15 protein-coding genes are annotated in these 12413 nt (G+C 67.2%); 3 read left to right on the plus strand and 12 right to left on the minus strand.

All coding sequences use genetic code 11. The annotated features are described in order from the left end of the window. Positions 1-4 precede the first annotated feature (4 nt). Complete coding sequence (locus AC1DW4_RS00250) at positions 5-1651, plus strand: putative bifunctional diguanylate cyclase/phosphodiesterase (RefSeq protein ID WP_477015228.1); 1647 nt, start codon at positions 5-7, stop codon at positions 1649-1651. Here AC1DW4_RS00250 and AC1DW4_RS00255 read toward each other — a convergent pair. Beyond that, positions 1648-2217: a YqgE/AlgH family protein gene (locus AC1DW4_RS00255; RefSeq protein WP_477015229.1), complete on the minus strand. Its 570-nt coding sequence runs from the start codon at positions 2215-2217 to the stop codon at positions 1648-1650. The genes AC1DW4_RS00250 and AC1DW4_RS00255 overlap by 4 nt on opposite strands. Before the next feature lie 138 nt (positions 2218-2355). Here AC1DW4_RS00255 and AC1DW4_RS00260 point away from each other — a divergent pair, with 138 nt between their 5' ends. Then, positions 2356-2841 carry a redoxin family protein gene (locus AC1DW4_RS00260; RefSeq protein WP_477015230.1) on the plus strand — a complete coding sequence of 162 codons (486 nt, stop codon included), beginning with the start codon at positions 2356-2358 and terminating at the stop codon, positions 2839-2841. Between the two features lie 40 nt (positions 2842-2881). Here the strand turns inward: AC1DW4_RS00260 and AC1DW4_RS00265 are convergent, their stop codons facing one another. The 5 genes from AC1DW4_RS00265 to AC1DW4_RS00285 form a co-directional block, all read right to left on the minus strand. Beyond that, complete coding sequence (locus AC1DW4_RS00265; RefSeq protein WP_477015231.1) at positions 2882-4813, minus strand: ATP-binding protein; 1932 nt, start codon at positions 4811-4813, stop codon at positions 2882-2884. 70 nt (positions 4814-4883) lie between these two features. Then, positions 4884-5915 (minus strand): quinone-dependent dihydroorotate dehydrogenase, encoded by a 1032-nt coding sequence (locus AC1DW4_RS00270; protein WP_477015232.1) that lies wholly within the window; start codon positions 5913-5915, stop codon positions 4884-4886. Further along, positions 5912-6262, minus strand: a complete 351-nt coding sequence (locus AC1DW4_RS00275; protein ID WP_477015233.1) for a DUF952 domain-containing protein — start codon at positions 6260-6262, stop codon at positions 5912-5914. Before AC1DW4_RS00275 ends, AC1DW4_RS00270 begins: the two co-directional genes overlap by 4 nt. Beyond that, entirely contained in the window at positions 6259-6771 is a 513-nt protein-coding gene (locus AC1DW4_RS00280) for a SixA phosphatase family protein (RefSeq protein ID WP_477015234.1), read from the minus strand. The genes AC1DW4_RS00275 and AC1DW4_RS00280 overlap by 4 nt, the downstream gene beginning before the upstream one ends. Positions 6772-6783: 12 nt before the next feature. Next, complete coding sequence (locus AC1DW4_RS00285) at positions 6784-7548, minus strand: methyltransferase domain-containing protein (protein WP_477015235.1); 765 nt, start codon at positions 7546-7548, stop codon at positions 6784-6786. A gap of 47 nt (positions 7549-7595) precedes the next feature. Here AC1DW4_RS00285 and gloB point away from each other — a divergent pair, with 47 nt between their 5' ends. Next, positions 7596-8324: a hydroxyacylglutathione hydrolase gene (gene gloB, locus AC1DW4_RS00290; protein ID WP_477015236.1), complete on the plus strand. Its 729-nt coding sequence runs from the start codon at positions 7596-7598 to the stop codon at positions 8322-8324. On the opposite strand, the gene AC1DW4_RS00295 is transcribed toward gloB, so the two are convergent. The 6 genes from AC1DW4_RS00295 to AC1DW4_RS00320 all read right to left on the minus strand — a co-directional run bounded on the left by AC1DW4_RS00295 (position 8325) and on the right by AC1DW4_RS00320 (position 12411). After that, positions 8325-9101, minus strand: coding sequence for a DUF4908 domain-containing protein (locus AC1DW4_RS00295; RefSeq protein WP_477015237.1), 777 nt, complete (start codon positions 9099-9101; stop codon positions 8325-8327). It abuts the gene before it with no gap. A gap of 54 nt (positions 9102-9155) precedes the next feature. Next, positions 9156-9881, minus strand: coding sequence for an acetoacetyl-CoA reductase (gene phbB / locus AC1DW4_RS00300; protein ID WP_209321578.1), 726 nt, complete (start codon positions 9879-9881; stop codon positions 9156-9158). An 88-nt stretch (positions 9882-9969) separates the two neighbouring features. Beyond that, on the minus strand, positions 9970-11028 hold the full coding sequence (locus tag AC1DW4_RS00305) for an NAD(P)-dependent alcohol dehydrogenase (RefSeq protein ID WP_477015238.1): 1059 nt from the start codon (positions 11026-11028) through the stop codon (positions 9970-9972). Positions 11029-11087: 59 nt separating this feature from the next. Further along, the gene (locus tag AC1DW4_RS00310) at positions 11088-11837 is read right to left on the minus strand and encodes a DUF72 domain-containing protein (RefSeq protein WP_477015239.1); all 750 of its coding nucleotides are present in this window, start codon (positions 11835-11837) and stop codon (positions 11088-11090) included. Beyond that, positions 11834-12136 (minus strand): type II toxin-antitoxin system RelE/ParE family toxin, encoded by a 303-nt coding sequence (locus AC1DW4_RS00315; protein WP_477015240.1) that lies wholly within the window; start codon positions 12134-12136, stop codon positions 11834-11836. Before AC1DW4_RS00315 ends, AC1DW4_RS00310 begins: the two co-directional genes overlap by 4 nt. Continuing rightward, positions 12133-12411, minus strand: a complete 279-nt coding sequence (locus AC1DW4_RS00320; RefSeq protein ID WP_477015241.1) for a type II toxin-antitoxin system ParD family antitoxin — start codon at positions 12409-12411, stop codon at positions 12133-12135. Before AC1DW4_RS00320 ends, AC1DW4_RS00315 begins: the two co-directional genes overlap by 4 nt. Between the last annotated feature and the right edge of the window lie 2 nt (positions 12412-12413).

The raw sequence follows: 12413 nt of genomic DNA on the forward strand, positions 1-12413 counted from the left end.
AACCATGACCTGGGACGCGACCACGGCCATCGAGGCGCTGGCCGCCGCCGATTCCGCCCTGTGGATCTGGACCCCGGCCGACGATTCCATGCGTTTCACCGGTGCGACGCGGTCTCTGGGACTGGGGCCCCTGGCGCCCGAGTGCTCGGGGGCCGCATTCATCGCCCTGTCCCTGCCGCAGGATCGGTCTCTGGCCGAACGCATCCTGAAACCGGCGGAGGAGGGCACCGAAGTCGCCGTGCGCCTGCGCATGCGGGGGTCCGAGACCTGTCTATGGCGCGGTGTCTGGCTGGAGGACGGACTGCGGGCCGCCGGCATGGTGGCCATGGAGACCAAGATTTCCGGGTCGGACAAGGATGTCCTGACCGGCCTGCTGGATCGTCGAACCTTTCTCAATCGTGCCGCCGAAACCCTGACTGCGACCGGCGAATACGACCTGGTGGTGGCCGACATCGACAGGCTTCGGCGGCTGAACGAGGCCCTGGGCCACGAGCGGACCGACATGGTCATCTCGGCGCTTGGATCGCGCATGGCCGCCGCCTTCTCGAACGACGCCGCGCCCGCGCGGATTGGCGAGGACGAATTCGCCGTCCTGCTGCCGCGCGGAATCGGCAACGCCGCCGACCGCCTGCGCGAGGCGCTGGAGCAGCCGCTGCGTGTCGCGGGCTTCGATATCTATCCGACCGTGTCCATCGGCTCTGTGACCTGCGAGGGCGGGCCGGATGCGCCGGACGCCGCTGAACTGCTGCGCCGGGTCGAGCTGGCCGTCGGGTCGGCCAAGAAGGTCGGGCGCGGTGGGTCCGCCGTCTATGGTCGGGCGCTGGAAAGCGACAGCCTGTCCCGCCTGGCGCTGGAGGCAGACCTGCGGAACGCCTTCGTGCGCGGAGAGATTGAACCGTTCTTCCAGCCGATCGTGAACTTGAACACCGGGGCCGTGGCGGGGTTCGAGGCCCTGGCCCGCTGGCGTCACCCCAAGCGCGGCCTGGTCCCGCCGGACGAGTTCCTGGGCCTGACCGACGAAATGGGCCTGATGAACGATCTGGGCCTGATGATGATGACGCAGTCGGCCCGGCAACTGGCCGACTGGCTGCAGCGCCACCCCATGGCCGGAAAGCTGTTCTGTTCGGTGAACCTGTCGGTCGGCGAGATCGAACGGCCGAACCTGGTCGAGGACGTGGCCCGCGTCATCAAGGAGACCGGCCTGCCGCGCGGCGCTCTGAAGCTGGAGGTCACCGAGGGCGACATCATGCGCGACACGGCGTCCGCCGCCGTGATCCTGCAGAAGCTGAAGGATGTCGGGGCCTCGCTGGCGCTGGATGATTTCGGCACGGGGTTCTCGTCGCTCAGCTATCTGGCGCGCCTGCCATTCGATACGCTGAAGATCGACCGGTATTTCGTGCTGACGATGAACAAGGACGAGGGATCGGCCAAGATCGTCAAATCGGTCGTGAACCTGGGCCGCGACCTGAACCTGGAAGTCGTCGCCGAAGGGGTGGAGAACGCGATCCTGGCCAAGCTGTTGCTGGACGCCAGCTGCCACTACGGCCAGGGCTTCGGCTATGCCCCCGCCCTGCCGGCGCAGGAGGCCGAGGTCTATCTGAACGAAAGCCTGTCCGACGGAGCGGCCCCGCTGAAGGCGCGCTCGGCTTAAGCCCGTCCGCTCTGGCTCGACAGGCGGGCGGCGTCGACGCCGATCCCGGCCAGGGCCCTCGCCCATTTGGTGCCGAAGTCGATGTCGAACAGCAGGTCCAGATCGGCGTCGGCGGTCAGCCAGACGTTGTCGGCCAGTTCCTCTTCCAACTGCCCGTCGCCCCAGCCGGCGTAGCCGAGCAGCAACACCGACCGTCGCGGGCCGACCATAGGATCGGTCATGGCAGCGAGGGCCTCGCGCGTCGCGGTCAGGGCCAGGCCCTCGACGATGGGAGAGGAGCTGTCATCGACCGTCCAGTCATCGGTGTGCAGCACGAAGCCGCGTTCTCGCTCCACGGGGCCGCCGACCAGGACGGGCGTCAACGCGGTGCGGTCGGGTGCCGCCACGTCCAGCTTGGACAGCACGCTTTTGAGGGTCACGCTGGGCGCGGGTCTGTCGATGCGCAGGCCCATGGCGTGGTCAGGGCCGTGCGCGCAGACCAGGATGACCGCGTGCTCGAACCGGGGATCACCGATGCCGGGCATGGCCACCAGAAGCCGTCCGGCCAGGGATTGGAAACCGATCATGCCTTGATGATCGGGTGCGGGCAGGCTGTGCGCAAGCGGGGGTGGATCACGATGTCGCTTGGCGAGGCCGCGCGTCCCGCCTAGAGGACGGCATCGGTGCCGCGCGCGCCGCCCGTCCCCTTCTCCCGGAGCCAGCCCATGACGATCCAGATCGGCGAACACATCCCCCACGCGGTCCTGATGACCCCGACCGCCGATGGACCGCGCCCGGTACAGACCGAAGAATTCTTCAAAGGAAAGACGGTCGCGCTGTTCGCCGTGCCCGGCGCTTTCACCCCGACCTGTTCGGCGCGCCACCTGCCGGGCTTCGTCGACAACAAGTCAGCTCTGGCGGACAAGGGCGTGGACGTGATCGCCTGTCTGTCGGTCAACGACGCCTTCGTGATGAAGGCCTGGGCCGAGAGCCAGAGCCTGACCGAGGACGACGTCGTCATGCTGGCCGATGGTTCCGGCGACTTCACCCGCACCCTGGGCCTGACGCTGGACGCGCGGGGCTTTGGCATGGGCGAGCGCTCGCAGCGCTATTCGATGCTGGTCGTGGACGGCGTCGTCCAGCAGCTGAACATCGAGCAAGGGGGTGAGTTCAAGGTGTCCTCGGCCGAACACCTGCTGGCGCAGATCTAAGGGACGCCAGCGCTCGCGACGTTGCTCCAGAGCGGGCTATTCAGGCTGCGATGACGGCCTCGGCTGCGGCCGGGGCCGCCTCGTCCTGAGCCTCTGACAGGACATGGCTCAGCGCACCCAGCAAGGCGGCGGGGGTCAAGGGCTTGGAGACGAAATAGGTCATGCCGGCCGCCATGCAGGCGGCGATGTCGTCGGGGGCCGTGTCGGCGGTCACGGCGATCACCGGCACGTCGGCATTGACGCCGCCGCCTGAGCGCAGGCGACGCGTGGTCTCGCGCCCGTCCAGCTCCGGCATGCGCACGTCCATGAAGATGACGTCGAAGGCGGACGCCTCGCATTGGGCCAACGCCAAAAGGCCGTCCGCGGCGGTGGCGATGTCGCAGCCCAGCGGTGCCAGGATCAGCTCCACGGCGCGACGATTGATGTCGTGATCATCGACGACCAGGACGCGCAAGGGTCGGTCGGCGGAGTCCTCCACGGCATCATCGGCTTCAGGCTGGGGGTCCGGTGTCGCCGGCGCGACCGGCTCCACGATCGGGGTCTCGACGACGACGCGTGCCGTTCGGCTGCCCGCCATTCGCGGCGCCAGACTGCGGACGATGTCGCCCCGGCTCTCGTCGCTGAGCGTCTTCGGTGCGATCGCAGTGGCTTCGCCCTGCGGCAACAGCAGTGAAACGGTGAAGGCGGCACCCTCGCCTGGACGGCTGCGGGCGGTCAGACGCCCGCCCATCAGTTGGGTCAGGTCCCGGCTTATCGACAGACCCAGGCCCGTGCCGCCGTGACGGGCGCTGACCCCGTCCTCGGTCTGGTCGAAGGGCGTGAACAGGCGGTCCAGCTGCTCGGCCGTCATCCCGGGGCCGGTGTCCGAAACCTCGATCAACACGGCGTAGTTGGCCGGTTCCTCGGCCCAGACATTGAGCTTCAGGGTGACCGACCCTTCGACCGTGAACTTCATGGCGTTGGAGATCAGGTTGTTCAGGACCTGACGCAGCCGCATCGGATCGCCGCGCACGGCGGAAGGCACGCTGGCGGCCCCCTCGACGCGGAGGGTGAGGCCCTTGGCGCGGGCCTCGCCCTGCCAGAACATCACGGTCTGCGCGATCAGGCTGCGCAGGTTGAAATCGAGCGTCTCGACGGTCATCCGGCCCGCGCCCAGCTTGGCGTGGTCGAGCAGATCGTCCAGCAGGGCCTTCATCATGATACCGGCGTCGGTGATCAGCGCGGCCTGCGACCGGGCGGTGCCATCGACGGCTCCCCGCTCGAGCTCGGCGGCACCGGTCATGATGGCGCTGATGGGGGTGCGAAGGTCGTGGCCGACTGCAGCCAGGAAGGCGGCGCGGCCCGCCATGGCCTCCTCGGCCTCGGCCCGTCGACGATCGGCGTCCAAACGTGCCGCACGCTCGGACTGGGCCGCGCGGTCCATGCTCTTCCAGGTCGACAGGCAGTAGGCCCCGAAGACGCAATAGGCGACGCAGACTGCGGTGAGGAAGGACGGCGAGCCACCGTACCAGGACATCCAGAACGGGGTGGCGAACATATAAAGGAAATGCGGCACGATCGTCACCGCCAGCACGGCACGCGAGCCCGGCGAGTTGATCGTGCCGTAGATGGCGCCGGACGCACACAGGATGGCGGCGCAGACGCCACCCATGGGGCCACCCGTCAGCCACAGCGGGATCGACAGGCTGCCGAACGCCGCCGCATTGGAAAACAGCAGGACCCAACCGGCCGCGCTGCGCACGGGTCCCATGCGGTCGGAGTGGCCGCTGGTGATGGGCGCGAACACCAGCATTTCGAGCAGTTGAATGAGGAAATAGCCGGTGACCCAGAGGGCACTGAATTTCCAGCCGAACATCGGGCTGAAGATCATGGCGGTCGCGGCGCCCATGCCCAGACGCTGAAGCAGGGCCCGGCGACGGCTGCGGATCGCGGGGCCCCAGTTGCTGGACGTGTCCGTGCTGGCCTCCGACATGCGCACCCCCGAAAACTGGCGGTGTTGATCCCGCATCCGGTGACTATGGCAGGTCGGGCCTAACGCTCCGTCAACGCGATCGACCGACGGCTTGCGCGACGGACGAATAGCCTTCGGCCCGAAGCCGGGTCGCGAGGTCGCGCTTGATCCGTCCCACCAGCCCCGGCCCTTCATAGATCAGGGCCGAATAGATCTGGAGCGCGGAGGCGCCGGCCTGGATGCGCTCCCAGGCGTCCTGACCCGTCGCAATGCCCCCTACCGCGATCAGGGGAATGCGGCCGGCGGCGGCTGCGGCGGCGTCACGTAGCGCGGACAGGGCGCGGGCTTTCAGGGGTTCGCCGGACAGCCCGCCCGTTTGGGCTCGATCCGGCGAGCGCAGGGTGTCGGGACGGTCGAGCGTCGTATTGGACACGATCAGGGCATCGATGCGGTGGGCCAATGCGGCCTCCACGATCATGGCGATCTCGGCCGCCGTCAGGTCCGGCGCGATCTTCAGGAAGACGGGGGCTGGCGTGCTCCTCGCCTCGGCGACGCGGCCCAGCAGATCGTCCAGCGCATCGCGACCCTGCAGCGCGCGCAGCCCGGGAGTGTTGGGCGAGGAGATGTTGACGGTGAAATAGTCGGACAGTCCCTTCAGCGCTCGCAGTCCGGTCACGTAGTCGGCGGCTCGATCCTCTGTGTCCTTGTTGGCCCCCAGATTGGCCCCCACGATCGTCGCGGGCGGCCGTCTGCGCAGATGAGCGGCGAAGGCGTCGAGACCCTGGTTGTTGAAGCCCATCCGGTTGATGATCGCCCGATCCTGGGTCAGTCGAAACAGGCGAGGCTTCGGGTTTCCCGCCTGGGCCAGTGGCGTGACCGAGCCGCATTCGACGAAGCCGAACCCCAGCCGCGACAGGCCGGTCAGCGCCTCCGCATTCTTGTCCAGGCCCGCCGCGAGGCCGACGGGGTTCGGCAAATCCACACCCGCGATGCGGGTGGCCAGGATCGGGTCGTCAGGCAGGGCTCCTGGCAGCGGCGCATGCTTCAGCGCCGCGATGGCGAGGCCGTGCGCGGTCTCTGGATCGAGCAGACGCAGCGCCGCCGCGCCGAGGTCGGGGATCACGCAGCACCGTCCTCGAAGATGAACTGGCCTGATGGCGACACCGAACAGGCCCTGGCCATCGTCACCGCCCGGGTCGGCAGCGGTCCATGAATATGCGGAAACAGGGCTCCGCCGCGCGACGGTTCCCACAGGACCGTGTCACCCAGCGCCGCCAGCTCGACGCTGAGCAACATCAGGCCGGTACGACCGGCGTAGTGTTTTTCGGCCGTGCCGGGCAACTGTTCTGCGGTGGACAGGTGGATGAAGCCATCGGCGATATCGACGTCTGACCCGTCATAGACTCCTTCGGCCAGGGCGCGACGCCATTCGGCGGTGTCGATGATCTTGAAGGCCAACGAATCGCTCACTCGTCCGCTCCACCGCCGAAGGCCTTGGGCGTCATGAAGCCATCGTAGGCGCAGCGGCCGGCCACATCGACCTCGAAAATTGCGGCCGCGCCAGTCGGGAAACCCCCTGCCATCCGGTCCAGAACCGAGGGCGAAGCGGCGCTTTCCGTCAGATACTCCAGCGCGAGGGTGTGGACACCCGGATTATGCGCCATGACCAGAAGGCATCCGGCTTGTTCCTCCGCGTCCTCGACCAGCCGACGGATGGTGTCGGTCGAGGCATCGTAGAGGCGCGGCTCTATGCGGACCTCGACGTCGCCAAGGGCTTCCTGGACCGCGTCCCATGTCTGGCGCGTCCGCGTGGCGGACGAGACGATCGCCAGGTCCGGGCGCAAGCCCTTGTCGGCCAGAATGCGACCCATCAGGACCGCGTCATCGAGCCCGCGCTCGGTAAGGGCGCGATCGCGATCGAGACCGGACGCAGCAGTGCGTTCGGTCTTGGCATGGCGCATCAGGATCAGGCGGTGCATGGCCCATGCCGCTTAAAGCGGTTCGCGTTCCGCATCCAGCCCGGTTGCGTTTGGCGTGCGTGTGGCCGGCTGCGGCTGAAGGCCCCGTGCCTCGGCCCTGACCCGCTGGGTCACCCCGGTCGGCCGGACCCGCGCATAGGCCTGCCGCGTGGCTTCCAGAAGAATTACGCCCGCGAACCCCGGGGCGATCCGGCGGCCGATCTGCTCGAACCCGTCGGCCAGACCCAGCAGCGGGGTCCACGGCGGGACATAAAGGGTCTGCGACCATGCCGTAGGCTCCAGCCCGGCTGCGCGCACCAGTCGCTCGAGCTGACCGCGTGTGAAGGGCCGACCGTGCCCGAACGGCGTGGCCTCGGCTCGTGCCCACAGCCCGCCCCGTGCGGCGGCGGCCAGGATGATCCGACCGGCCGGAGCCAGGGCCCGGACCGCCTCGGTCAGCAACCGGGTCGGATCGTCCGCCTCTTCCAGCGCATGCACCAGCAGCACCCGGTCGAACGACCCGGCGGCGAAGGGCAACCGCTTGTCGTCGACCAGCAGCGTGCGGTTCCGACCGGCGGCCGGCCACAGCTCGACGCCCTGTCCCGACGGCATGGCGGCGATCACCCGGCGGGCGCCGACGAAGGCGTCCAGCCAGGGGGTGGCATAGCCGATGCCCAGCACGTCGCAGCCGTTGGCCTCGCCCCAGGCGTCCTCCAGCCGCCTGGCCAGAAGGCGGCGAACCAGCGATCCCATGGGGTCGCCGTAGAAGGTTCGCAGGTCCTCGATGGCGCGGCGCATGCGGGGGACTATATGGCGTTGAGGCCCCGACCACAAAGGACGACCTGATGCCCTTGACCGTTCACCTGTTTGCCGCGCGCACCGACAACTATGCCTTCCTGGCACGCGACGAGGCGACGGGCACGGTCGCGGCGATCGACACGCCGGACGCCCAGGTGATCCTGGACGGCATCGCCTCGCTGGGATGGGGCCGACTGGACCGGATCATCAACACCCACTGGCACCCCGATCACACCGAGGGCAACGCCCGGCTTCAGGCCGAGACCGGCTGCGACATCTGGGGTCCGGAGGAGGTGCGCAAGGTCGCGCCGCTGGACCGCGTGGTGGAGGAAGGAGATATGGTCACGATCGGACAGACCCGCCTGCACGTCACGGCCACGCCCGGCCACACACTGGGTCATGTGGTGTTCCGGTCGGTCGAGGACGGCATCGCCTTCACCGGCGACACCCTGTTTCCGCTCGGCTGCGGGCGGCTGTTCGAGGGCACGCCCGAACAGATGTGGGACAGTCTGTCCCGCCTGCTGGCCTGGCCCGACGAGACGGTGCTGTATGGCGCGCACGAGTACACGGCCGCCAATGCCCGGTTCACCCTGAGCGTCGATGACCGGCCCGAGGTGCGCGCCCATGCGGATACTATCTTCGCGGCGCGGGAGAGGGGCGAGCCGACCGTGCCGACGACCATGGCGGTGGAGCGGGCCTTCAACCCCTTCCTGACGGCGGGCGACGCGGCCGAGTTCGCTCTGCGAAGGGCGGCCAAGGACAGCTTTACGGGCTGATCAGCCGCCGGATACCGCGCGGATGATGCGAGCGGAGGACGGGCGTCCGGCCTGGCCCTCATCGGGATCGACCACGACCCGCAGATCGCCGCGCGTGAAGGTGACCGAGCTGCGATTGCCCTCGACCAGCGTGATGCTGCGAAGCGTGGCGATGCTGGCGCGGAAGGTGGGGCTGGCCGCCATGCGGATGACGGCCTCGGTCGAGACGATCAGGGCATCGACCATCAGGGCCTCTGATCGCTCGCCGGACAGGTTGATGACCACCAGCCGCCCCAACGCCTGGCTGACGAGGCTCCCGCGCTGGTTCATCAGGGTAAACAGCCTGATCGGGCCCAACGTGGGCAGCTCCAATGGCTCGGCGGATCCGGTTCGCGAGACCGGCGCTCCATTGGGAGCTCGCGTGGTATAGAGGGTGATCCCTCCGGCGGGCGTGACCCGCAGGATCTGCGACCCGGCGTCGTTGCGATAGATGATGTCGCCGCGAGGTGCCGGGGTAGCCCGCAGCACCCAGGTTTCGGGCCGCCGCTCGAACCGGAACAGCGGCAGGACACCGGTGCCGTCCAGAATGAAGGCCTCGCCCCCGTCGGAGACATAACGCCCCGACGCCGGAAGACCCCGGCGAGTGGGCAGGACACCTATGGCCCGGCTCTGCTCGGCCTGGGCGTTGCCGCGCACCTGACCGACGGCGAGCGTAGGGCTCGACAAGGCCGCCACGACGATGGCGACCGCCATCGTCGACGCGATCGGCATTTTCGCCGTATCGACCCGGACCTTCAAACTCATATCCAACGGTTGCGCCGGTGGCGCGGCGGATTTTGGGCAGCCCGTCGGTCAGCCGACCAGGTATTGACCGCCGTTCAGCGACAGGGTGCAGCCTGTGACATATCCGGCACGCTCGCCTGACAGCCAGGACACCATGTCGGCGATCTCCTCGCCCTTGCCCAGGCGTCCGACTGGAATCTGCGCGATGATGGAGTCCAGCACCTTCTGATCCATCGCCCCCACCATTTCGGTGTCGATATAGCCCGGCGCGATACAGTTGACGGTCACGCCTTTCCTAGCGTTTTCAAGCGCCAGGGCCTTGGTGAAGCCGATCATTCCGGCCTTGGCGGCAGAATAATTCGTCTGGCCGATCTGGCCCTTCTGACCGTTGATCGAGGAGATGTTGACGATACGGCCGAACCCCCGGTCGCGCATGCCGTTGATGACTTGGCGTGTCATGTTGAACACGCTGTCCATGTTGACGCGGATCACATCGGACCACTGGTCGGCGCTCATCTTGTGGAAAAAGCCGTCGCGGGTGATGCCGGCGTTGTTGATCAACACGTCGATCGGCCCCAGCTCGGCCTCGACATCCGCGACAGCGCGGGCGCAGTCGTCATACGAGCCGACGTTGCCCTTCACGACCATGACGCCCAGTTCGCGAGCCGTGGCCTCCGCCGCTTCGGCGTTGCCGGAATAGCCGCAGGCGACGGCCATGCCGTCCTCCTTCAGCCGTTGGGCGATCGCCTTGCCGATCCCGCGGGTTCCACCCGTGACCAGTGCCACTCGAGCCATGTGCGTATCCTGTTCCCTGACGGCCCCATCTGACGCGGAGCCTCTTCGCAAACAGGTCTAGCCCGCGCGGGGTTGCGCGGGAACCCCGCTAGAGCTGCGCCATGTCGATGACGAAGCGGTAGCGGACGTCGGATTTCTCCAGCCGCGCATAGGCCTCGTTGATCTGCGAGGGCGCGATGACCTCGATGTCGGAAGCCAGGCCGTGCTCGGCGCAGAAATCCAGCATCTCCTGCGTTTCGCGGATACCGCCGATCAGCGATCCGGCGACGGAGCGGCGACGCCACAGAAGCGGCATGGCGAAGACCGGCAGGGCCTCCGTGGTCAGCCCCAGCATGACCATCGTGCCGTCGTGGGCCAGCAGTTGCAGGTGGCCGGCGATCTCATGGGTGGCGGAGACGGTGTTGATGATCAGATCGAACTTTTCAGCCGCCGCCTTCATCGCGTCCTTGTCGGAGTTGATCAGGAAGTGTTTGGCCCCCATGCGCTCGGCATCGGCCTTCTTGCGATCCGAGGTCGACAGCACGGTGACCTCCGCGCCCATGGCCGCGGCTTGCTTGACCGCCATGTGTCCCAGACCGCCCAGGCCGATCACAGCGACCTTCGAGCCCGGCTTGATGCCCCAGTGCTTCAGCGGCGAATAGGTGGTGATCCCGGCGCACAGCAGGGGGGCCGCCGCGTCCAGCGGAATGGAATCCGGGATGGTGACGACGAAGGCTTGATCCACCACGATCTTGTCGGAGTAGCCGCCCTGGGTGATCTTTTCGCCGGACTGGTCCGCGTGCTTGTCAGGCGCGCCATAGGTGCCGGTCATGCCGGGCACGCAGTATTGCTCGTCGCCGGCCTTGCAGGGCCCGCAGACCCGGCAGCTGTCGACCATGCAGCCGACGCCGACACGGTCGCCGACCTTGAACTTCGTGACGTTCTCGCCGACGGCCGTAACCAGCCCTGCGATCTCGTGGCCTGGCACGATCGGATAGACGGTGTTGCCCAGGTCGTTCTTCACGATGTGCAGGTCGGAGTGGCAGATGCCCGCGAACTTGATGTCGATCGCCACATCGTCCGCACCCGGATCGCGGCGCGTAAAGTTGTAGGGGGTCAGGGGCGCCATGGACGTGGTCGCGGCGAAGGCGCGGGTGGCGATGGGCATGAGGGGGCTCCTTGAAAGGCTTCGCCTAGGTGATGTCTGGCTCGCGATACCGCAACGGTTCAGCCCAGCTTTTTGATCAAGGCCTGGGCCGCCGCCGGATTGCGCACCTTGGCCCCCGCGATGAAATAGGCGAACACCTCGCCGCGCTCCGCCCAGCGCCGCGCGCGGTCGGCCACGCCATCCAGTTCCGCCGACGTCATGCCGGTCGGCTCGTCGTCGCGGCTGGACATCAGCCGGGCATAGGTGAAGTCGGCCGTGGGCTGATCGATGCGCGGCCATTCGGGCGCCTCGTCGTCCTCGGCATAGACGATGGCGACGCCATATTTCGCCGCCAGATCGAAGAAAGCGGGCGTGTCGAAGGTCGGATTGCGGACCTCCAGCGCGTGACGCAGTCGAACGCCGTCGCGCGCCTTCGGCAGCAGCTTCAGGAAGCCCTCGAAGTCCTCCGCGTCGAATTTCTTGGTCCCCATGAACTGCCAGTTGATCGGCCCCAACTTGTCGCCCAGCGCCGTCATCCCCTGGCCCAGAAACCGTTCCATCGACTCGCCCATGTCGGCCAGGATTTTCCGGTTGGTGCAGTAGCGGCTGGCCTTGACCGAAAAGACGAACCCGTCCGGCGTCTCGTCGCGCCACTTCATCCAGCTGTCCGGCTTGAAGGTCGAATAGTAGGTGCCGTTGATTTCGATGGAGGTCAGGGCGCGCGAGGCATATTCCAGCTCGCGCTTCTGCGTCAGGTCGGACGGATAGAAGACGCCCCGCCAGGGTTCATAGGTCCAGCCGCCGATGCCGATATGAATGGGGTGGGTCATTCGAAGTCTCGGATTGGGCGAGAAGCCCAGTTTTCCCGGGCGGATCGCACCCGTACGATGACGATGTCTTCCCCGTCGAACTCGTAGAGCACGATATGGGCGTCCTTCGGATAGGCTCGAATGGCGGGCTCGATTTCGGTTCTCAACCGCGCTGCTTCTGGAAAGCGCGCGAGGAGAGCGAACGTCTCCTCCAACTCTTCCAGGTAACGCTCGGTTCGCGGGGCTCCGACGCTCTCGAGTCCGTGCCAGAAGATCGCGGCCAAATCGGCTTCGGCGTCCGCCGAAAGACGATAGCTCACGCTGCGCTCTTGCGCCGTTCAAACTCCGCACGAACCTCTTCGAAGATTTGTCGTGGCGTCTTTTCGCTGATGCCGGACGCCCGACCTTCATCGATCAGGCGCTGCATGGTGGCGATCTTTTCCTCGTTGATCTGCTCGCGGCGGATCAGATCGCGGACATAATCGCTGGAGTTGGCATATCTGCCGTCGGCGGACTGCGCTTCGACCCAGGCCTTCATCTGATCCGGGAGGGAAATGTTCATCGTGGCCATAAGCGAGCGTCCTGCTGATGGCAAAG

Source organism: Brevundimonas sp. P2_A6 (assembly GCF_056404975.1).

Excerpts from the sequence above, each read along its gene's own strand:
- AC1DW4_RS00310 (WP_477015239.1), bottom strand. The coding sequence starts at position 11,837 with ATGACCCACCCCATTCATATCGGCATCGGCGGCTGGACCTATGAACCC.
- AC1DW4_RS00305 (WP_477015238.1), bottom strand. The coding sequence starts at position 11,028 with ATGCCCATCGCCACCCGCGCCTTCGCCGCGACCACGTCCATGGCGCCC.
- AC1DW4_RS00265 (WP_477015231.1), bottom strand. The coding sequence starts at position 4,813 with ATGTCGGAGGCCAGCACGGACACGTCCAGCAACTGGGGCCCCGCGATC.
- AC1DW4_RS00250 (WP_477015228.1), top strand. The coding sequence starts at position 5 with ATGACCTGGGACGCGACCACGGCCATCGAGGCGCTGGCCGCCGCCGAT.
- phbB (WP_209321578.1), bottom strand. The coding sequence starts at position 9,881 with ATGGCTCGAGTGGCACTGGTCACGGGTGGAACCCGCGGGATCGGCAAG.
- AC1DW4_RS00255 (WP_477015229.1), bottom strand. The coding sequence starts at position 2,217 with ATGATCGGTTTCCAATCCCTGGCCGGACGGCTTCTGGTGGCCATGCCC.
- gloB (WP_477015236.1), top strand. The coding sequence starts at position 7,596 with ATGCCCTTGACCGTTCACCTGTTTGCCGCGCGCACCGACAACTATGCC.
- AC1DW4_RS00260 (WP_477015230.1), top strand. The coding sequence starts at position 2,356 with ATGACGATCCAGATCGGCGAACACATCCCCCACGCGGTCCTGATGACC.
- AC1DW4_RS00280 (WP_477015234.1), bottom strand. The coding sequence starts at position 6,771 with ATGCACCGCCTGATCCTGATGCGCCATGCCAAGACCGAACGCACTGCT.
- AC1DW4_RS00285 (WP_477015235.1), bottom strand. The coding sequence starts at position 7,548 with ATGCGCCGCGCCATCGAGGACCTGCGAACCTTCTACGGCGACCCCATG.